At 63.9% G+C, this 20398-nt stretch carries 21 protein-coding genes; 12 read left to right on the forward strand and 9 right to left on the reverse strand.

The annotated features are described in order from the left end of the window. Positions 1–82: 82 nt before the first annotated feature. From M3I56_RS11750 to M3I56_RS11765, 4 genes are read left to right on the forward strand one after another with little or no spacing between them, the layout of a single operon-like run. Positions 83–1003 (forward strand): branched-chain amino acid ABC transporter permease, encoded by a 921-nt coding sequence (locus M3I56_RS11750; protein WP_254354057.1) that lies wholly within the window; start codon positions 83–85, stop codon positions 1001–1003. Continuing rightward, positions 1003–1989 carry a branched-chain amino acid ABC transporter permease gene (locus tag M3I56_RS11755; protein WP_254354059.1) on the forward strand — a complete coding sequence of 329 codons (987 nt, stop codon included), beginning with the start codon at positions 1003–1005 and terminating at the stop codon, positions 1987–1989. Before M3I56_RS11750 ends, M3I56_RS11755 begins: the two co-directional genes overlap by 1 nt. Continuing rightward, entirely contained in the window at positions 1986–2756 is a 771-nt protein-coding gene (locus M3I56_RS11760; protein WP_254354060.1) for an ABC transporter ATP-binding protein, read from the forward strand. The genes M3I56_RS11755 and M3I56_RS11760 overlap by 4 nt, the downstream gene beginning before the upstream one ends. Continuing rightward, the gene (locus tag M3I56_RS11765) at positions 2753–3463 is read left to right on the forward strand and encodes an ABC transporter ATP-binding protein (protein WP_254354062.1); all 711 of its coding nucleotides are present in this window, start codon (positions 2753–2755) and stop codon (positions 3461–3463) included. Before M3I56_RS11760 ends, M3I56_RS11765 begins: the two co-directional genes overlap by 4 nt. A 255-nt stretch (positions 3464–3718) precedes the next feature. Here M3I56_RS11765 and M3I56_RS11770 read toward each other — a convergent pair whose 3' ends face one another. The 3 genes from M3I56_RS11770 to M3I56_RS11780 all read right to left on the reverse strand — a co-directional run bounded on the left by M3I56_RS11770 (position 3719) and on the right by M3I56_RS11780 (position 6507). Further along, positions 3719–4648 carry a LysR family transcriptional regulator gene (locus tag M3I56_RS11770; RefSeq protein WP_254354063.1) on the reverse strand — a complete coding sequence of 310 codons (930 nt, stop codon included), beginning with the start codon at positions 4646–4648 and terminating at the stop codon, positions 3719–3721. Positions 4649–4660: 12 nt separating this feature from the next. Continuing rightward, positions 4661–6094: an FAD-binding oxidoreductase gene (locus M3I56_RS11775; RefSeq protein ID WP_254354064.1), complete on the reverse strand. Its 1434-nt coding sequence runs from the start codon at positions 6092–6094 to the stop codon at positions 4661–4663. Between the two features lie 68 nt (positions 6095–6162). Beyond that, positions 6163–6507 (reverse strand): cupin domain-containing protein, encoded by a 345-nt coding sequence (locus tag M3I56_RS11780; protein WP_254354066.1) that lies wholly within the window; start codon positions 6505–6507, stop codon positions 6163–6165. 166 nt (positions 6508–6673) lie between these two features. Between M3I56_RS11780 and M3I56_RS11785 the strand changes: the two genes are divergently transcribed. From M3I56_RS11785 to M3I56_RS11810, 6 genes are all read left to right on the forward strand, one after another. Next, a complete protein-coding gene (locus M3I56_RS11785) occupies positions 6674–7504 on the forward strand; it encodes a helix-turn-helix transcriptional regulator (RefSeq protein ID WP_254354068.1) in 831 nt (276 codons plus the stop codon). A 151-nt stretch (positions 7505–7655) separates the two neighbouring features. Then, positions 7656–8606, forward strand: coding sequence for an agmatinase (speB, locus tag M3I56_RS11790; RefSeq protein ID WP_254354070.1), 951 nt, complete (start codon positions 7656–7658; stop codon positions 8604–8606). A gap of 18 nt (positions 8607–8624) precedes the next feature. Beyond that, a complete protein-coding gene (locus tag M3I56_RS11795) occupies positions 8625–10109 on the forward strand; it encodes an aldehyde dehydrogenase family protein (RefSeq protein WP_375541716.1) in 1485 nt (494 codons plus the stop codon). Between the two features lie 160 nt (positions 10110–10269). After that, positions 10270–10668 (forward strand): DUF2946 domain-containing protein, encoded by a 399-nt coding sequence (locus tag M3I56_RS11800; RefSeq protein ID WP_309249147.1) that lies wholly within the window; start codon positions 10270–10272, stop codon positions 10666–10668. A 133-nt stretch (positions 10669–10801) separates the two neighbouring features. Next, a complete protein-coding gene (locus M3I56_RS11805; RefSeq protein WP_254354162.1) occupies positions 10802–11683 on the forward strand; it encodes a hypothetical protein in 882 nt (293 codons plus the stop codon). A 28-nt stretch (positions 11684–11711) separates the two neighbouring features. Continuing rightward, positions 11712–12074: a copper resistance protein CopC gene (locus M3I56_RS11810; RefSeq protein WP_254354073.1), complete on the forward strand. Its 363-nt coding sequence runs from the start codon at positions 11712–11714 to the stop codon at positions 12072–12074. Positions 12075–12160: 86 nt separating this feature from the next. Here M3I56_RS11810 and M3I56_RS11815 read toward each other — a convergent pair whose 3' ends face one another. From M3I56_RS11815 to M3I56_RS11830, 4 genes are all read right to left on the reverse strand, one after another. Then, complete coding sequence (locus tag M3I56_RS11815; RefSeq protein ID WP_254354074.1) at positions 12161–12385, reverse strand: hypothetical protein; 225 nt, start codon at positions 12383–12385, stop codon at positions 12161–12163. A gap of 547 nt (positions 12386–12932) precedes the next feature. Then, positions 12933–14123: a porin gene (locus M3I56_RS11820; protein WP_254354075.1), complete on the reverse strand. Its 1191-nt coding sequence runs from the start codon at positions 14121–14123 to the stop codon at positions 12933–12935. A 120-nt stretch (positions 14124–14243) separates the two neighbouring features. Next, on the reverse strand, positions 14244–15038 hold the full coding sequence (locus M3I56_RS11825) for an ABC transporter substrate-binding protein (protein ID WP_254354077.1): 795 nt from the start codon (positions 15036–15038) through the stop codon (positions 14244–14246). Positions 15039–15106: 68 nt separating this feature from the next. After that, positions 15107–16228 (reverse strand): M20 aminoacylase family protein, encoded by a 1122-nt coding sequence (locus M3I56_RS11830; RefSeq protein WP_154677882.1) that lies wholly within the window; start codon positions 16226–16228, stop codon positions 15107–15109. A gap of 176 nt (positions 16229–16404) precedes the next feature. Here M3I56_RS11830 and M3I56_RS11835 point away from each other — a divergent pair, with 176 nt between their 5' ends. Further along, the gene (locus M3I56_RS11835) at positions 16405–17358 is read left to right on the forward strand and encodes a LysR substrate-binding domain-containing protein (RefSeq protein ID WP_254354078.1); all 954 of its coding nucleotides are present in this window, start codon (positions 16405–16407) and stop codon (positions 17356–17358) included. A 39-nt stretch (positions 17359–17397) separates the two neighbouring features. Here M3I56_RS11835 and M3I56_RS11840 read toward each other — a convergent pair whose 3' ends face one another. Further along, positions 17398–17868: a ribonuclease gene (locus M3I56_RS11840; protein WP_254354079.1), complete on the reverse strand. Its 471-nt coding sequence runs from the start codon at positions 17866–17868 to the stop codon at positions 17398–17400. 555 nt (positions 17869–18423) lie between these two features. Continuing rightward, positions 18424–18885, reverse strand: coding sequence for a hypothetical protein (locus M3I56_RS11845; protein WP_254354081.1), 462 nt, complete (start codon positions 18883–18885; stop codon positions 18424–18426). Positions 18886–19081: 196 nt separating this feature from the next. On the opposite strand from M3I56_RS11845, the gene M3I56_RS11850 reads away from it, so the two are divergent. Next, positions 19082–20374 carry a D-amino acid dehydrogenase gene (locus M3I56_RS11850; protein ID WP_254354163.1) on the forward strand — a complete coding sequence of 431 codons (1293 nt, stop codon included), beginning with the start codon at positions 19082–19084 and terminating at the stop codon, positions 20372–20374. Positions 20375–20398: the final 24 nt, after the last annotated feature.

A 20398-nucleotide genomic window follows, 5' to 3' on the forward strand; every position in this document is an offset into this window, starting at 1 on the left:
ACAAGCACCGCCCTTGCGTCCCGCCGGTCAAGCAAACGACAACGCGGCTTACCCTTAACCCATTACCTAGCCTGGGGGCAGCATGACACCTGCACTCTTCATCATGCAGTGCCTGAACGGATTGCAACTGGGCGTGCTGTTGTTCCTGATGGCCGCCGGCCTCACGCTCGTGTTCGGCATCATGAACTTCGTGAACCTCGCGCACGGCTCGCTTTACATGATGGGCGCCTTTATCGCGGCTTCCGTCTATAGCCACACCGGGTCGTTCGCGCTCGCCGCTCTGCTGACCGTCCCGGCCATGCTGCTGCTCGGGATGGTCGTCGAGTTCGTCGCGCTGCGCAGGCTCTATGAGCGCGATCACCTCGACCAGGTGCTCGCCACCTTCGGGTTGATCCTGTTCTTCAACGAACTGGCCCGCATGATCTGGGGCGCCTCGCCCTATTACATGGAAGTGCCGCAGTGGCTCTCGGGCACCGTCGACCTGCTCGGCATCCGGTATCCGGCCTACCGCTTCGCCATTGTCCTGGTCGGCCTCGCCGTTGCCGGCGGGTGCTATCTGCTGATTCACAAGACGCGCTTTGGCATGCTGATCCGCGCGGGCTCCACGCACCGAGCGACGGTCGGTGCGCTCGGCGCGAACATCACGCTGCTGAACTCGCTGCTGTTCGGGCTCGGCGCACTCCTCGCCGGCGTCGCCGGACTCATGGCCGGACCGATCCTTTCGGTACAGCCGGGCATGGGCGAGCCGATCCTGATCCTGACGATGGTCGTGATCGTCATCGGCGGCATTGGCTCGGTGCGCGGCGCATTTCTTGCCGCATTGATTGTCGGGGTGGCCGACACCATCGGCCGCACGCTGCTGCCGGCGCTGCTGCGCGGCATGCTCAACCGGAGCACGGCGGATACGGCCGGCCCGGCGCTCGCCTCGATGTCGATCTATCTGCTCATGGCGGCCGTGCTGGCAATTCGCCCGCAGGGCCTCTTTCCGGTCAAACACGGGTAATGATGATGCACACGAAGATATCCCTGCGTACCCTCGTGCCTGTCCTGCTGCTCACTGCACTGGCGCTGGTCCCGGTCTACGCCCATCTGGCGCAGCAACCTTTCTATCTCACCCTGTTCGGCAGGATTGTCATCTTCGCCATCGCGGCCGTCTCACTCGATCTGCTGATCGGCTATGGCGGCATGGTGAGCTTCGGCCATGCCCTGTTCTTCGGCCTCGGCGCGTATGTCGTCGGCATCCTCGCCTATTACGGCGTCGACAATGGCTTCGTTCATCTTGCCGTGACTTTGGCGCTATGCGCGGTAGTGGGCGTCATCACCGGCCTGATTTCCCTGCGCACGTCAGGCATCGCCTTCATCATGATCACCCTCGCCTTCGCGCAGATGTTCTACTTCCTCGCCGTGGGGCTGAAGCAATACGGCGGCGATGACGGCCTGTCGATCGCCTCGGGCAGCCATTTCGGCAGCCTCGCCCTCGACGACCCGAACGTGCTGTACTACGTCGCCTTCGCGGTGCTGTGCGCATGCCTGTGGGCCGGCAGCCGTATCGTGAACGCACGCTTCGGCATGGTCCTGCGCGGTAGCCGCCAGAATGACAGGCGCATGAGGGCGCTGGGCTTCGCGACGCTGCAGTACAAGCTTTTTGCGTATGTCATCAGCGCGATGGTATGCGGAGTGAGCGGCATGCTGAACGCCAACCTGACGCACTTCGTCTCGCCGGCCTATATGACGTGGACGACATCGGGCGACCTGATCGCCATGGTCGTCCTGGGCGGCTTGGGCTCGCTCGTCGGCCCGGTGATCGGCAGCGCCGCGATGCTGACGGTCGAGGAGTTGCTCAAGGGCTACACGGACCACTGGATGATCATCTTTGGACCACTAATCGTGGTTGCCGTGCTGCTCTCCCGCCGTGGACTATATGGATTACTGACAGACCTCGAAGTCCGGATCGCACGCCATGCGCGTGCAGTGGAGAGCAAGGTATGAGCCTGTTGCGTGTGGACCGCCTGGTCAAACGATACGGTGGCCTGACCGCCACGGATCACTTCTGCCTCGAGGTGGCGCCCGGTGAACTGCATGCCATCATCGGCCCGAACGGCGCTGGCAAGAGCACGCTGATCGGCTTGCTCGCCGGCGAGTCGAAGGCCGACCAAGGCACGATCCATTTCGGCGGGCGAGACATTACGTCGATGTCGATCGAACAGCGCGCTCACGCGGGTCTGGCGCGCTCTTACCAGATCACGTCCGTGTTCCCCGAATTCACGGCGCTCGAGAATGTCGCTCTCGCGTTCCAGGCGTTGCAGGGCCACAGTTTTCGCTTCTGGCGCGCGGCGGCCAACGACACCGCGCTGATCGAACCGGCCAGAGCCGTGCTCGCGCGCGTGGGCCTCGCCCGCCGCATGCAGGTTCCGGCCGCCGCGCTGGCACACGGCGAACACCGGCAACTGGAGCTTGCGATGGCGCTCGCCGGCGAGCCACGGCTACTGCTGCTCGACGAACCCATGGCAGGCATGAGCCAGGCCGAGTCGGAGCAGATGACCCAACTACTCGCCGACCTGAAAGGCGAACACGCGATGGTGCTCGTCGAACACGATATGGACGCCGTGTTCGCGCTGGCGGACCGCATCACCGTACTCGTCTCCGGCCGCGCGATCGCATGCGGGACGGCCGAGGCGATCCGCTGCAACGCCGACGTGCGCGACGCCTATCTCGGCGACGAGACGCGCAACGAAATGACCGGAGCCACCGAATGAATTCCCTGTTGTCCTTGTGCGGCGTGGACGCATTTTACGGAGCAAGCCAGGCGCTGTTCGGCATGACGCTCGAGATCGAGCGGGGCGCATTCGTCACCCTGCTCGGGCGCAACGGCATGGGCAAGTCCACCACCGTCAAATCGATCATGGGGCTGATACGCGCTGCGAGAGGCGAGATCGTGTTCGACGGCAAAGAGGTGCACACGCTGCCATCGCACCGCATTGCCAGAGCGGGACTCGGTCTCGTGCCCGAGGGCCGCCAGGTGTTCCCCCGCTTGTCGGTGCGCGAAAATCTGCTTGCCACGGCCGCTCGCGGCCATGGCAGGCAGACGCCGTGGACGCTGCCGCGCATCTACGCACTGTTCCCCCGCTTGCAGGAGCGTGAGAAGCACCTCGCGTGCAACCTGTCGGGCGGCGAGCAGCAAATGGTCGCGATCGGCCGCGCCTTGATGACCAATCCGCAATTGCTTATCCTCGATGAGGCGACAGAAGGCCTGGCGCCGTTGATCCGCGGCGAAATCTGGAGTTGTCTGAACGAGCTCAAGGCGAGCGGCTTGTCGATCCTGTGCATCGACAAGAACCTCGCACCGATGCTGGCGCTCGGCGACCGCCATTACGTCGTCGATAAAGGGCGTGTCGCCTGGCAAGGCGATTCGGCGGCATTGCGCCGGGAGATGAGCCAATTGCAGAGCTATCTGGGCGTGTAGGCATCCGGCGCGCGTCAGATTGGCGTTGTTCGTCCTTGCGTTCTATCTTCCCTCAAGGAAAGGAGCGCTCAATGCCGCGTCGACGCACTGGCTGCAGCACGGCCCTGATACGGGATGCGCTGGCGCTATCCTCAAAATTCGACTCTCCTATATCTTGCCGCAGCGCATCGCGGATGGCTCGAAGCAGTTCTTCCCTGTCAACCGTTCCATACGTTTACATCTTACGCAGCCAATGTATGGCGCGCAGCGCTTCTTTCATTCGACCAGCGCTTCGGGCACGGCGGCATGCTGCCCATAGACGCCCAGCAGATCGTCGCAGAACGCGCGTACGATGGGCTTTTCCGCAGCGCTGCGCTTGACGGCCAGATGCATCGGCACGTCGAAGCCGAACGTCGTGCGTCCGAGCGCCCGGATCAGGCCACGCTGCTCGAACGGCTCGGCGTGATGCGCGGGCAGATAGCCGATATGGCTGCCCGACAGGATCAGGACCGTGGCGGCGTCTATGCTGTCGGCGATCGCCGTCACCTGCCGGTCGCCGATTCCTGCAAGCTCCTCCGGTATCGGATAGCTGCGCCAGACCCAGTCGTGATCGCGCAGGTCATCTACGTCGACGTGCGGCGCACTATGGAAAAGCGCATGCCCGCGCCCGCAGCACAGCACCTGGCGCTCGCTGAACAGCTCGGTGTAATCGAGGCCCGCCACGCGATGCCAGAAGTAACCGATCGCAATGTCGAGCTGGTTGTTGACGAGGCTTTCCTCGAGTTCCTGAGGCGCCGCGACCTTCATCGTGAAGCGCACGGCCTGATCGCGTTGGCGAAATGCGCCGATCGCTTCCGCGAGCCGCGCGTTCTCGACATGCGAAGCCTGGCCAATCAGGCCGATGCCGAGCGTGCCGACGAGTTTTCGGTCGATATCGCGCACCCTCGCGACGAACTCGGTGGTGGCCGCAACGAGCGCACGCGCCGAGGGCACGAAGCGTTCGCCCTTCGACGTGAGACGAAAGCCGCCGCGTCCGCGCTCGCAGAGCTTGAAGCCCACGCGCGCCTCGAGCGCCGAGAGCTGCGTGCTGATGGTGGACTGCCGCACGCCGAGCGTCGCTTCGGCCGCGGTGATGCCGCGCGCGTCCACCACGGCGAGAAACACGCGGATGAGCCGCAGGTCGAGATCGGAAGTATTGGAGAACATGCCGCTCATCCCTCACATCGGAAAGCCCATCGCCTTGATACCCTTGATCCACGCGCGCTTCCAGCCGCCTTCGGCGTCGGCGCCGTCGAACGCATGGAACGTGACCTTGGCGGCCAGCCAGCGCGCCGGCTCCGGCGGGATATACGTGGGGCTCTGGTTGGCGATATCGAGCGCGCGCTCGGGGCTGTCGCGGTCGAACAGGATATTCAGGCCCATGAACGCACCGAAGCGGCTCGCCGCGACGCCAAAGCCCGTGTAACCCGCCACGAAAACGGCCTTGTCGTTCAGATAGCGCTTCGCGAACACGGAGCCGCGCGAGCAGTAGTCGATCGGTCCGCCCCACGCATGGGAGAAGCGCACGTCGGCAAGCTGCGGGAAGGTGCGGTAAAACGCCTGCGCGAGCCGGTAGTAGGTCTCCGCCTTCTGGTCCTGCGGGGGATCCGGATCGCCGTCGAAGTGATAGCTCACGAGTCCGCCGAAGATGATGTTGTTGTTCTTCGTGAGGCGGAAGTAATTGAGCTGCGTACGCGTGTCGTAAATGCCCTGGCGATTCTTCCAGCCGATACGCGCGAGCTGTTCTTCGGTGAGCGGCTCGGTGGCCAGCACATGGTCGCGCACCTGCAGCACGCGCCGGTTGATATCAGGAATGCCGACCTTTGCCGTACCGCTGCCGAACACCACGCGCGGCGCGCGCACGCTGCCTTCCGGCGTCTTCACGTAGACAGTCTGGCCTTCGTCGATGACATCGATGAGCGGCGTGTGCTCATGGAGCTTCACGCCGAGCGAAAGCGCCGCGCGCTTGAGGCCCCACGCAAGCTTGGCCGGATGCACGATGCCGCTGCGATTGCGCGACCACAGCGCACCGGCGAACAGCGGCGAATCGAGTTGCGCGCGCGTCGCATCGCCATCGAGCAGAACGACATCGTGCCCGTAGCGGGCGTGCAGTTCGTAGTCGCCGCGCAAGTGCTCGATGTGCTCGGGATCGACCGCCACCGTCATTTCGCCGTTCCATTCGATGTCGGCGTCGATGTTGTAGCGCTTGAGCGTTTCTTCGAAGCCGTCGAGATTGTGATGGCCAAATGCTTCAAGCTGCGCAATATCGTCGGGGAATACCCGCACGGCATTGGGCAAGCCATGCATCACCGAAGTCGAGATGATGCCGCCCGCGCGGCCTGACGCGCCGTGCGCGACCTTGCCCGCCTCGATCAGCACGACATTCAGATGCGGCATCTGCTCCCTGGCCTGCACGGCGGCCCAGAGCCCCGTAAAGCCGCCGCCGACGATCAGCAGATCGGCCTCTACGTTGGCGGTGAGCCTGGATTCGGTCGGCGGCTCGGCGGGGTTGTCGAGCCAGTACGGAAAGAACCGTGTGCGCGAAAGCGCCTCTTGCACGCTGAGCGTGACAGGCGGGCGCGATTCGACTTCAATTTTTGCAGGGGTACTCATGATTGGCTTCACTGCACGAAACGGGAGAAACAAAGCCGCCTCCCGTGGGAGGCGGCTCGCCATGGTCCTTAGTCCTGTTCGAGCACGACGTAGAACTTCTTCGCGTCCTCGAGGGTTTCCCAGCGGCCTGCAAAGCCGGCGGGCAGGAGGTAGCCCTGGCCAGCCGCGAATTCCTTGCGAGCGCCGTTCGCGTCAGTCAGCGCGATCTTGCCTTCCACGAGCCATACCGCTTCGTCGGCGGTCGTGGCCGGGAAATCCACCGCGCCGACCTTGCCTTCCCACCAGCCGATCACGTAGTTGTTGTTCTTGCCGACCGTGGCACGCCAGTCGCTTTCGTCCATGCCGTACTCCAGCCTGGTGAATTCGCCGATGCCAGCGCCCAGCGGCACGATGTCCTGAATCAGTTTGCTCATTTGCGTCGCTTCCGGTTGATTGAGTGACGCCAAAGTTACCGACTGGCGCGGCCGCGGTATGCCCCCCCTCAGGGGGGGCAAGCGATGTTTTGCTGGCTGATCTGGGCGTTTTTGGCGGCCAATAGCCTTCGGCTATAATGAATCAGCCATCAAGAATGGGCGCGCCATGCTGCTCAACGTCCCCCCGCTCAACCGCGATCAACCGAACTTTCCGCTCTCGTTCAAGACCCTCGGCAATGTGATCGAGGCCGTCGGCACGCCCGATTTCGTGCCGCGTCTTACGCTGCTGCTCAACGAGGTCGTGCCCGTCAATGTCGTGCATATCGAGCGTTCGCGCGCGGACAGCACGATGCCCACGGGCTTTCGCTGCGAATGGATCGGCAGTGGCGGGGTCGGAATGGATTCGGGTGCGATCTCGGACGTGATGACCCTGTATTACGACCGCTTCTACGAAAGCGATCCGCTGTTCGCGGGCATTCGCGGCAAGCTCGGCACGATGCTGGTGGTGCGCGACATCGGCGCGATACCGCCGGGCGAATTCCGCCAGCGGCTCTTCGACGAGGCGCGCATTGCCCACGAATGCGTGCTCGCACGCGGCACGCGCCACGCGCAGGACTCCATCGCGCTCGAACGCGGGCTGCGCGAACCGCCGTTTACGCTCATGGAAATGAACCGTTTTCGCAGCGTGAGCGAGTTTCTGTTTCCGCTGCTCGAACTGCACGCCTCCACGAGCGCGGCCCGGCGCATCGCCCATGCGGCTCCGTTCATGCATCCGCTCGCGCAGTTCGACGCGCGCATTGCGGCAGACAGCGTGCGCCTTTCCAAACGCGAATACGAAACCTGCGCGCACCTCATCACGGGCAAGACCGTGCCCGAAGCCGCGCAGATCCTCGGCGTGCAGGTGGCCACCGCCGAATCGTACGTGAAGCGCGCCTTCGCGAAGCTGGGCGTGCGTACCAAGCGCGAGCTGATCGCCTGGGGCCACGCCGCCGTTTAGCCACGGTGGTTAGCCACGCTGCTTAGTCAATTAAGAGCGCACATACATCGATTTCCATCGATGTAAACATCTCAACTTCAATATTTGGCCGCGCGGGATCTCCCCTACCATCGCCCGATCGATTTGACTCTAACGATCGGAGACACACCAGATGGAGCGCCAGTTCAACCAGCCGCAGGGCGGCAACGAGATGCCGAGGTTCGGCGGCATCGCCACCATGATGCGCCTGCCGCAGGCCGAGACCACCGAGGGCCTCGACGTCTGCTTCGTGGGCGTGCCGCTCGATATCGGCACCTCGAACCGTTCCGGCACGCGCTTCGGGCCGCGCCAGATCCGCTCGGAATCGGTACTGCTGCGGCCGTACAACATGGCCACGCGCGCGGCGCCGTTCGATTCGCTGCAGGTGGCCGATATCGGTGACGTCGCAACGAATCCGTACGACCTGAAGGATTCGATTCGTCTGATCGAAGCGGCGTACGACCGCATCGTCGAGACGGGTTGCCGCCCGATCACGCTCGGCGGCGACCACACGATCGCATGGCCGATCCTGCGCGCGCTGCACAAGAAATACGGCAAGGTCGCCCTCGTCCACATCGACGCTCACGCCGACGTGAACGACACCATGTTCGGCGAAAAGATCGCGCACGGCACGCCGTTTCGCCGCGCCGTCGAGGATGGCCTCCTGCAATGCGACAAGGTCACGCAAATCGGCCTGCGCGGCACCGGCTATCACGCCGAAGATTTCGACTGGTGCCGCAAGCAGGGTTTCACCGTCGTGCAGGCCGAGGACTGCTGGAACCGCTCGCTCGCGCCGCTCATGGAAGAGGTGCGCGCACGCGTGGGCGACACGCCCGTGTACCTGAGCTTCGATATCGACGGGCTCGACCCCGCCTTCGCTCCCGGCACCGGCACGCCCGAGGTGGGCGGACTGACCGTGCACCAGGGCCTCGAAATCGTGCGCGGCATGAAGGGGCTCAACGTGGTGGGCGCCGATCTCGTCGAAGTCTCGCCGCCGTACGACCAGGCCGGCACGACCGCGCTCGTAGGCGCGAATCTCGCCTTCGAAATGCTTTGCATCATGCCCGGCGTGGCTTACCGTTAGGACGCGAGGAGACACATCATGGCTACGAATACCGAACGTCAGATCGACGGCGAGGCCTTTGTGCTGCCCGCCGCAATGATTGCGGGCACAACTTTTTGCGCAGCGGACAGCGAAGTGTGCTCGCGCATCTGCAACGCGGCCACGGGCGCAACGATCGGCTGGCAGGAGCACGCCACGGCCGAGATGGTCGATCGCGCCGTGCACGCCGCGCACGATGCACTCATCGCGTGGCGGCACACGACGCCCGCCGCGCGCGGCAGGCTGCTGCGCAAGATCGCTGAGTTGCTGGAAGCCGACCGCGCACGCCTCGCTGCCATGCAGATGCAGGTGAGCGGCAAGCCACCGTTCGAAGCGGACCTCGACGTGAGCGACGCCATCGCGACGTTCAACTACTACGCTGGCCTGTGCGAAGACGCGTCGGTGTTCGCCGCGGAACCGGTCGCGCTGCCGGACGATGCGGTGCTGGCCGAACGCTTGCACGAACCGGTTGGCGTCGCGGCGCTGATCGTGCCGTGGAATTTCCCGATGGTCACGACGGCATGGAAACTCGCACCCGCGTTGGCCGCGGGCTGCACGGTCGTCATCAAGCCTTCGGAACTCACCTCGCCCTCCGAGCACATGCTCGCCGCGATCGTGAGCGAAGCGGGCGTGCCGGATGGCGTCGTGAACGTGGTCAACGGCGGCGGCGAAGTCGGCACATGGCTGACGACGCATCCGCTCGTCGACAAGATCTCGTTCACCGGCAGCACAGCGTCGGGCCGCAAGGTCATGCAGGCCGCCGCGCAGGACATGAAGCGCCTCACGCTCGAACTGGGCGGCAAGTCCGCGCTGATCGTGCGCGAAGACGCCGACGTGGTGCAGGCCGTCTCGCTCGCGGTGGGCGGCGCGTTCACCAACGCCGGGCAGATGTGCTCGGCCACCGCGCGCATCCTCGTGCACGACAACGTGTATCGCAAGTTCATGGCCGCATTCGAGACAGCGGCGCGAGCTGTCGTGGTCGCGCCTCCTCGCGGTGCGGACGCAGCGATGGGACCGCTCATCAGCGCAGCGCAACACGCGCGCGTGGCAGCGCTCGTGGCTCAAGGCGTCGAAGCGGGTGCGCAGATCGCGTTCGCGGGCCAGCTCGATCCCGCATGTGCCGATGGTTTCTTCATGGCGCCCGTCGTCATCGCGGAACCCGCGGCGGACAACGTGCTCTGGACCGACGAGATCTTCGGTCCTGTCGCGTGCGTGAAATCATTCCGTTCGGATGACGAAGCAATTGCCCTCGCCAACGATACGCGTTACGGACTGGTCGCCACGGTCGTGACGAGCGACGAAAAGGCCGCGCGACGCTACAAGGCACAGCTGCGCGCCGGGCTAGTCTGGGTCAACACCCCGCAACTGATCTTTCCGCAAGTGTGCTGGGGCGGCTTCGGCCTGAGCGGCATCGGCCGCGAGCTGGGCGTCGCGGGCTTGCGCAGCTACCAGGAATTGCGGCACACGGTCGGCCTGCGCGCCTGACCGCTTCATGCCGGCTTCATGCGGGCTCGATCGCGGCCTTGCACGCGACGTGCGCGGCCGCGACGCTTTGACGGGCGGCGGCGCCGTAGGCGGCGTGGCGGGGGTTGCGGCTCGCGTGGCATAATCCCCGCAATATTTCCGCCACTTTCCGCTCCACGCCGTGCGCCGATTCCATCTCAGGCTGGGCAGTCTCCTGGGGACGCTTGCGCTCCTCATGGCGACGCTCGCGCCCGTGGTTTCGCACCTGCTGGCCGCCCAGGCCATGCGGGGGGCGCCAGGCACGGTCGAACGCGCGCCCTGCGGCATGCCTTCGATGGAGCGCCACGTCCACGGCGCGAGCGGCACAGTGGGCTCGCACGCAACGAACGCAGCGTCTGGCGACATGCAGGACTGCGGTTATTGCAGCTTCTTCGCGCACCTGCCCGCCGTGTCCGGCGTACCCGTTGCACTGTTTGTCGTCGGCCAGCTCGTGCAGGCGCGCATCGCGGCGCAGTTCGAAAGCGTTCGCCTCGTCGCGCCCGCGAGCCACATCCACGCACGCGCCCCTCCCCTGTCCTGACTGGATCGACCCGGCCAACCCCGGACGATACGCCCAGCGTGTCGCCGGGCCTGCACGCGCGCCACCCTGGTTCACGCGCGTGCCTCGCTCCTCGACAGGACAACTCATGTCTGACCAATCGCCGTCCGGCCGCATGGCGCCGGGCGTGCTTGCCCCCATTCGCGCGCTGACCCGGTTCATCGGCTGCGCGCTGCTGCTCGGACCGTGCGCGGCCCATGCTCACGCCATCGCGGGCGACCGCGTTTTCCCCTCCACGCTCTCCGTCGACGACCCCGGCGTAGGCGACGAAGCCAACCTCGAATTCGGGCACCAGCGCGTGCCGGGCGACGCCGGCGACCAAAGCATCAACACCTTCAGCTTCGAGTACGACAAGCTCATCACGCCGCGGCTCGCCTTCTCGGTGGACGGCAGCTACGTCATGCAGAACAACCCCACCGCGCGCGGCTTCGACAACTTCGGCGTGGGACTCAAGTACCTGCTCTACGTGAACGACGCGCATGAATTCATGACGTCGGTCGGCGTGAACGCCGAACTCGGCGGCACAGGCAGCCGCGCGATCGCCGCCAACTTCTCGACGATCTCGCCCACGGTCTTCGCCGGCAAGGGCATGGGCGATCTGCCCGACTCGCTCGCATGGCTGCGGCCCATCGCCATCACGGGCGAAGCGGGACCGTCGTTCACGACCGGCGGCGGCCAGCCGAACTCGTTCGACTATGGATTCACGTTCCAGTACAGCCTGCCCTACCTGCAACAGCACGTACACGACCTCGGCTTGCCGCAGCCGTTTTCCAGCCTCATCCCGCTGGTCGAAGTGCCCCTCTCGCGCAGCCAGGGACAAACGACCGGGACCGTCAACCCCGGCTTCATCTGGATGAACCGTTACGGCCAGCTCGGCATCGAAGCGCAGATCCCGATCAACCGGGCAAGCGGCTCGCATGTCGGCATCCTCGCGCAAGTGCACATCTTCTTCGACGATGTCGCGCCGAGCACGATCGGCAAGCCGCTCTTCCAGTGACCCCGCATATTCACACAGGACTATCGCCATGAAACTCGCTACCTTGCGCGCGGCTGTCGCCTCGATCGCGCTGCTCGCCGCACACCTCGCGTGGGCGCACGCTTATCCGCAGCATCAGGAACCGCCCGCTGGATCGACCGCGCCGGCCACGCTCACCGCGGTCGTGATCGACTTCGACGATGCGCTCGAGCCCGCGTTCAGTTCCATCAACGTGACGGACGCGCAGGGCAAATCGGTCATTCGCGAGAAGGCCAAGGTCGATGCGGGCAACAGCAAGCGCATGTCGGTTGCGCTGAACGCGTTGACGCCGGGAAAGTATTCGGTGGTATGGGTCGCGGTTGCCGCCGATGGGCATCGCACGACCGGACATTACTCGTTCGACGTGAAGTGAACGTGTAACGACGAGATGAGGCCATGCTGCGACTTCTTGCACTTTCGCAGCGTGGCTCGTTGGTGATTTTCTGGGAGGGCGCCGGCTTACTGCGGTGTGGTGGCGGTAAAGGCTTCGGGCGAGCCGTTCAAGGCGTCGTACAGCTCCCCAACGGGCAAGTCGCCGATTTCGTTATGGATATAGGCGGTAAACGTACGATCGTAGAGCGCGCGCCCGGCGTTGGTTTCCATCGTCATGTCGAAGCCGTTGAGAACCAGGCCGGCGATTTCGTCGGCTTCGAGCAGGATGTGTTCAGCTTTCTTTCGTTCCATGGTAGTGCTCCGGTACTGCAGGATCATGCAATTTTAAGGGGAACGGCGCAGAAATGCTGGCAAAAAAAACGGGGGCGATTCGGCTTCGTTCCCGCAATGCGGCATACGCCGATTCATCGGAATGATTAGTTATCCGATCGATCTCCGAAGCACCCTCACCACGACGGTTTGGACAACCCGGGCGGGAGCACCGAGGATCCCGGAAAAAGCCGCTCGGCGGCCGGCGGGGGCGCATGGCGGCGCGTGCGGGAAAACGCTAATGCCCCGCCTGCCGCCCGCTATCTAGCGGCAAAGAGTTCGACTGCGCGAATGCGAGCGCCGGAACCAGAGCGACGGCGATGACGAAAGCGGCTTTGATCGACAAGTTCATGTTCTTACACTTCTAGCTTTAGGCTAGCCGCAGCGCTTGCTGCAGCGACGAAGTTAGTATTCGACACCAGGGTAAATACTTGGGCTATTGAATTAAAACGCCGACGTGTTGAGTCTTTCGTAAAGTCACGGCGCGCGGCGCTCAGCCCGTGCAGAGCGCCGCGTGCAGGCTACGAGGTCAGAAGCTGTGACGAATGGCGGCACGCACCACGACCTGGCGGGAAGTGGACGAGAGATCCTGCGCGCCGGGCACATAAGCCTGGTCGAGCGATGAGCCGGTTTTGTCGCCCGCCACGAGCTGGAATGCGCCCTGCAGATACACGTCCGTGCGTTTCGAGAGGTTGTAGTCGGCCATCAGACCCACGGAGTGGATCGATGGCTTCACGCTGCCTGTCGTCGCGACATAGTGTTCGAGCGTGTAGACATAGTCGGCGCCGACGTAGAAAGCCGGCGTCAGCTGATACTTGCCGTTCACCTCGAAATTCTGATACCTGAGCGACGTCACCCTGCCGCCGGCGAGCGGCCCAGCCACCGGCTGGATCGTCTCGTCGCCGGTGAGATACCCAACGTTCGCCACAGGCTGGCCGATATACGTATTGGTGTACGCGAAGCCGACCGTTGCCGACCCAGCCGTGTAGCTCACGCCAGCGCCGAAAATCTGCAGACGCGACGAAGCGAAATTGCCGTCCGCGCCGTTCGTACTGCTCGCGCCCGCAATCGCGCCGCCCGAGGTCAGCGCGGGGTTGCTGGCGTTCAGGTAGGCCGCGGCGATGAGCCAGCCGCCCGCCGTGTATTGCGCCCCCACGCTCACCGCGCGATTGTTCGCGAAGTTCGTGTCGTTGCTGAAACTGTACGTGCCACCGAACGAGAAGCCGCCGAACGTCGGGCTCGCGTATTTGATCGTGTTGTTCAGGCGAAAGGTGTTGTCGGTATTGTCGTTGTCGTAGGGGTGCGAGAACAGGTAGCCGCCCCAGTTGCCGTTCGCCGTCGTCTGCGCGAGATAGTCCACCACGGCGTCGTACTGACGCCCGAGCGTGAGCGTGCCGTAGCGTTCATTGGCGAGACCGACATACGCCTGGCGTCCGAAGGCGCGGCCGCCTTGTGCCAGCGCCCCGTTGCTCGCATTGAAGCCACTTTCGATCTGAAAGACCGCGCTGTTGCCGCCGCCCAGGTCTTCAGTGCCCTTCAGGCCCCAGCGGCTGCCTTGGGCGTAGCCGCTCGTCATTTCGTAGACGGCGTGACCGCCCACGTTGTTCGTATAGTCAATACCCTCGTCGATCAGACCGTACAGGGTCACGCTGCTTTGCGCAAAGGCTGGCGCCGTCGCACCGCACAGCGCCATGACGCAAACGATCTTCCTCTTTCTCATATGCCTTCCATTTTTATAAGCCATACTAACTATCGAGCGAATACAAAGCCCTCTTGTCCTCGCCATGGCGGACCGCACGCCTTTGCGCCCGCTCTGGTCAATTGCGCGGCCCGTCGAGCGTTATTTCGAACCGTAGATATCGAAGTCGAAGTACTTCTTGTTGATACGCGCGTAGGTGCCGTTTGCAAGAATGTCGGCGAGCGCGCCGTTGAAGGCGTCGCGCAGTTCGGTATCCTGCTTGCGCAGGCCGAGACCGTCGCCCTGACCAAAGAACTTCGGGTCGTCGATGGCCTGGCCCGCGAAGGTGAAGTCCTTGCCTTCAGGGCGCTTCAGAAAGCCGTCGCTTGCGGCGATCGACGCCTGAAACGCAGCGTCCAGACGGCCCGACGTCAGATCGGCATAGACCTGGTCCTGGTTTTGATAGGGGACGATCTCCACGCCCGCGGGCTGCCACTTCGCGCGCGCGTAATCTTCCTGACTCGTGCCCTGCTCCACGCCCACGCGCTTTCCCTTGAGCGAGGCGGCATCGGGCAGGAGCGGCGAGCCGCGGCGCACGACGAGCCGCGCGGGCGCATTCGAGATCTTGTTCGTGAAGGCGATCTGCTCCGCGCGCTTGGGCGTGATCGTCATCGACGAAGAGATGACGTCGAACTTGCGCGCGATGAGGCCTGGAATCATGCCGTCGAAGCTCGTTTCCACCCATACACAATGCGCGTTCAGTTGCGCGCACAACGCATTGGCAATGTCCACGCCAAAGCCAGTAAGCTTGCCGTCCGGCGTTTTGTATTCGAGCGGCGGGTAAGTGGGATCGACCGCGAGCCGGATCTCCCGGCCCTTCAGGTCCACCGCGTGCGCCTGTCCCGCCGTTGCCGCGGCAGCGAGCGCCAGCGAAAGCGCCATCGTCCATTGCTTCATTTGCCTGTCTCCTTCGTGTCGTTTCGGTTGTTTCAATTGCTTCGGTGGTTTCTGCGATTTCTGTGGTGCTATTGCAGAATGTGTTCTGCGAGCTTGACCCAGTAGCTCGCGCCAATGGCAAGGCTCGCGTCGTTGAAGTCGTAGCCGGGGTTGTGCAAAGAGCAGTGCTGCGCGCCGTCACCATTGCCGATCGAGAGGTAGCTGCCGGGGCAGCGCTCCAGCATGTACGCGAAGTCCTCGCTCGCCATCAGCGGGCGCAGGCCGTCGATCAGCATCTCCGGGCCGCCCCATTCGAGCGCGACGCGGCGCGCCATCTCGGTCTCATCGCTGTGGTTGACGAGCACTGGGTAGTCGTGGCGATAGTCGATCTCCACGCGCGCGCCGTAACTCGCGGCCTGCCCCTGCGCCACTTCGCGGATGCGACGCTCCAGCAGCTCGCGCACCGGCGCAGAAAGCGCGCGCACGCTCAGGTGCAGATCGGCGTGCGATGCAATGACGTTCGAGGCGCTCCCCGCATGGAGCGCGCCGACGCTGACGACGGCCTGATCGTGCGGCGCCACGTTGCGCGCCACCACGCTTTGCAGCGCCATGACGATCGAGGCGCCGACCACGACGGGGTCGATCGTCTGCTGCGGGGCGGCCGCATGGCCGCCGCGGCCGATCACGCGGATCGTCACCTCGTCCGCGCTGGCCATGAAGGCGCCGCTGTGAAAGCCGATTCGTCCTGCCGGAAAGCCAGGTACGTTATGCATCGCGAACACGGCGTCGCAAGGAAAGCGCTCGAAGAGGCCATCCTCGATCATCTTGCGCGCGCCGCCCAGGCCTTCTTCGGCCGGCTGAAAAATCAGGTGCAACGTGCCGCGCCACTGTGCGGTTTGCGCGAGGCATCGTGCGGCTGCCAGCAGTATCGCCGTGTGGCCGTCATGACCGCAGGCATGCATCACGCCTTCGTTGCCGCTGGCGTAGGGAAGGCCCGTCGCCTCGCGTATGGGCAGCGCGTCCATGTCGGCGCGCAGGCCGAGACTGCCCCCCTTGCCGCGCTCGAGCGTGGCGACCACGCCCGTGCCGCCCACGCCCCGCGTCACGCGATAGCCCCAAGCTTCGAGCTTTTCGGCGACAAGCGCGCTCGTCACATGTTCTTCGAAGCCCAGTTCGGGCTGCGCATGCAACTGGCGGCGCAACGCAATCATGTCGGCTTCGATTGCCGCCACCTCGGGCAAAACCCACTGTCTGCTCAATTCGCCTCCTCAGTCCATTCGTACATCGTGGAGCGAATCGTATGCAGCGCAAATTCCGGGGAACAGCCAGCGTTTTGTTATGATGACAACCTACCGTTGTCACCCCGCCTCTCGCCGCGCACCCTGATATGAAACTGCACCAACTGGAAGCGCTGGTCGCCAGCGCGGACGCCGGCAGTATTCGCGGCGCGGCCCGTTCGCTCGGGCTCTCGCAGGCGGCTGTCACGCGCGCGCTGCGCGAACTGGAGGCAAACGAGCGCCTGCCGCTCCTGATCCGCGCGCCCGAAGGCATTACCTTCACCGAGCACGGCAAGGTGCTGCTCACGCACGCGCGCATCGTGCTCAATCAACTCGAACACGCGCACAGTGACCTGGAGCGACTGCGGGGCCGCGTGGAAGGCAGTCTCACGGTGGGCGTCACGCCGTGGATTACGCTGACCTTTCTGGCCGAGGCCGTACGGCTGTTTCGCGAGCGCATGCCCGATATCCGTCTGGAACTGGTCGAAGGATTGATGGCCGTTGCCCAGCCGCTGCTGCGCGACGGCAGCATGGATTTCGCCGTCGGCCAGTTGCAGCCCGGCGCGAGCGAGCAGGAGTTCGCATGTGAGGCTGTGCTCACTTACGAATCGTCGGTGATGGTGCGGGAAGGACACCGGAAAGTGCGGGCGCGCTCGATCCACGAACTGCTCGATGAAGACTGGGTGCTGAATTTCGCACCGGACGGCAAACGCGACCTGGTCGACTATCTGTTCACGCGCCACGGCGCGCAGATCGACGAACGCCGCATTGTGCGCGCGCAGTCGGTAGCGACGCTGCAAACCATGGTGGAGCAGGCCGACATGTGCACGTGGAGCCCGACGATCCTGAGCCACGTGCCGCCGCTCGGAGGCCGCCTGCGTTCGCTCCCGTTGCGCGAGGCGTTCGAACCCCGACAACTGGGCATCGTCACGCGCCGCAACAGCACGCTGAGCCGCGCGGCCGTTGCTTTCATCGAATGTTTGCTGCTGGTGATACGCCGGCACGCGCGCTCGGCGAAGAAAGAAGACCTCGCCTTGTTCAAAACCCTGGAGCTATTGATTTAGCGCCTGAGCGTGCGCTCAGGCACGACGACGATCTGGCCTTTACTCGGCAATGCGCTTGAAACTGACGTAGTAGTCGTCGGTGTAGTAGCAGTCGCCGGTCTGCTTGCGCGGTCCACCACATACGACCCGGCGCTGCCCACGATCCGTCATGCCCGGGGTGCGAACCGTGTATGTGTGGTAGTAGCCGCGCGGATGCTTCGGCAGTAATTGCGCGGTGTTACGGAACAAGACGCCGTCGTCCGCAAAAGGAAAGGGGCCGCCCGCTTTGATCAAGCGCAGAGTCTCGGCCGCTTCTCCCGGCAACTGCTTCATGGTGACGGTACCCAGCGCGCCCGCAACCTGCGCGCCTGATGCGGCAGGTGTGCCGCTTGCGCCCTGCGCTGGCTGACCCGGCGCCTGGCTCGCGGATGCGCCCGACGCCTCGGTGACGTTTCGCGAACTGTCCTTGCCGCAACCGCCAAGGATCGCGCTCAAGGCGACGACGCAAGGGAAAACCCACGCTCTTTTCACGAAACGATTCTCCCCTCGTTGACCAGCACTCGACGAACAGGACAAACGTAAAGGTAGCGCTAATGGCGGAGCGAATCAATGCTCGGCCGGGAACACGCACCCGGTACACGACACCCCGGCAGACGAACGGCGGCCGCCTACACCCGTTCCGATGTAAGCGGCCTGGACTTGCAATCGCATAATGCCTGGATGACGCGGTACTTCAACTACGTGTTGCTCCGCACTTCAACTGCGTGATTCAACTGCGTGATGCCCTGCTCTTCAACTGCATGCTGCCCTGCACTTCATCTACGAGTTGCCCTGCACTCCTCATTGATTCAACAGCGTGCTGCTTCGACATTAACCGATCCACTCTGCCACATACGACTACTGCTGCTGGACTGCTGTTCTGCAACGGGTACACGGTATGGTCCAACTCGACCGCAGGAGGGGAATCCTGGGATGGAGCCAACGTCTCGCTCCATGAAAGACAGTGTAGACGTAGACGGGACGAAACAATTGCCCGAAACGAGCCCAATATCGCGCCGAGTTCGCGCAATTGGGCTGCCTCGCTGTTCAGGCTAGCATTTGCGCTTCGGACCGATAGAACGGGTAGTCCGTATAACCGATGTGTGTGCCGCCAAAGAACGTCGGGCGGTCGTACGGATTGAGCGACAGCTTGCGACGCAGCCGCTCCGGAAGGTCGGGGTTCGCGATGAAGTGGCGACCGAATGCAACCAGATCGGCATCGCCGGCCTGCAGGATAGCCTCGGCCTTATCACCATCGAAACCGCCGGCCGCGATGATGGTGCCCGCATAGTGCTTGCGAATGAGCTGCGCAGCAACCGGATTCGGATCGGCGCCCTCGTCTTCGACATTGCCGAGAATGCGGGGCTCGATGAGGTGCAGATACGCGAGATTCAGCTTCGCGAGTTCTCGCGCAACATACGTGAACAGGCCGACAGGATCGCTATCCGACATATCGCCCCACGACCCGCTCGGCCCAAGGCGCACGGCAACCTTGTCGCTTCCCCACACGGTCGGGAATCGACAGAGTCGTGTGGTTTGGAAACTTCGGCGCCCTCTCCAGTCGGCATGGCTATTTCAACCAGAAAGGGCCAACTAAACATTATTGAAAACTGCTCGCATGTCGCTAGCATTCATTCATCGACTGCCAAATCGAATACAGGCAGCGTTTATCAGGTATTGGCGGCCTCCTGGGGAGACGACGGATATGCGAGTTCTGGTATTGGGTAGCGGGGTCGTCGGCGTGACGAGCGCGTTCTATCTGGCGCGCGCCGGCCATGAAGTCACTGTCATCGACCGCGAGCACGGTCCTGCGCTTGAGACAAGCTTCGCAAACGCCGGGCAAATTTCTCCGGGATACGCGGCGCCGTGGGCGGCACCCGGCGTTCCGCTCAAAGCCGTTAAGTGGATGTTCCAGAAGCACGCTCCACTCGCCATCCGCCCGGATGACGCGGACAAGCAATTCCAGCTTCAGTGGATGTGGCAGATGCTGCAGAACTGCACAGCGGAGCGCTACGCCATCAACAAGAACCGGATGGTGCGGCTCGCGCAGTACAGCCGCGATTGCCTGATGGCGCTGCGCGCGGAAACGGGCATCCAGTACGAAGGACGAACCGGCGGCACGCTGCAGGTATTCCGGACGCAGCAGCAATTCGACGGCTCGGCAAAGGACATCGCTGTCCTGAAAGAGGCGAACGTTCCCTACGAGTTGCTCACTGCAGGCGAACTCTCGCGGGCCGAGCCGGCCCTCGCCGCGGCCTCGCATAAACTGACCGGCGGTCTTCGCTTGCCCGGCGACGAGACAGGCGACTGCCAGCTGTTCACGACCCGGCTTGCCGCTCTCGCCGAGGAGGCCGGTGTGACGTTCCGCTACGACACGACCGTCGATACGCTCGTTGTCGAAGACTGCAAGGTCGTTGGCGTCCGTCACGGAACCAGGCTCATCCATGCCGACGCGTTCGTTGTAGCGTTTGGCGCCTATTCGACGAGTTTCCTGTCCGGCCTCATCAAGATTCCGGTCTACCCGCTCAAGGGATATTCGATCACGGCGCCTATCGTGGACGAGGCACGCGCGCCGGTTTCGACTGTCCTCGACGAGACCTACAAGATCGCCATCACGCGTTTCGATAAACGAATCCGCGTGGGCGGCATGGCTGAAATCGTCGGGTTCGACAAGCGCCTGCGCGAGGCTCGGCGCGAGACACTCGAAATGTGCGTGAACGATCTGTTCCCGGGCGGCGGCGATACATCGAAGGCGACGTTCTGGACCGGGCTGCGGCCGATGACGCCGGACGGCACGCCCATTGTCGGCCGCACCGCTGTGTCCAACCTCTTCCTGAACACGGGCCATGGCACGCTTGGGTGGACCATGTCCTGCGGATCGGCGCAGCTTCTCGCCGACCTGATTTCAGGCAGAAAACCCGCTATCCAGCACGATGATTTGAACGTGTTCCGCTACGCCAGGGAGCCGGAGGCCCCGGCGGATTTCGCGCTGGACTAGTCAGTACTGCTGGTGGAGTTGTGA

It is taken from the genome of Paraburkholderia sp. CNPSo 3281 (assembly GCF_024206515.1).
GTDB classification, from domain to species: Bacteria; Pseudomonadota; Gammaproteobacteria; order Burkholderiales; family Burkholderiaceae; genus Paraburkholderia; species Paraburkholderia nodosa.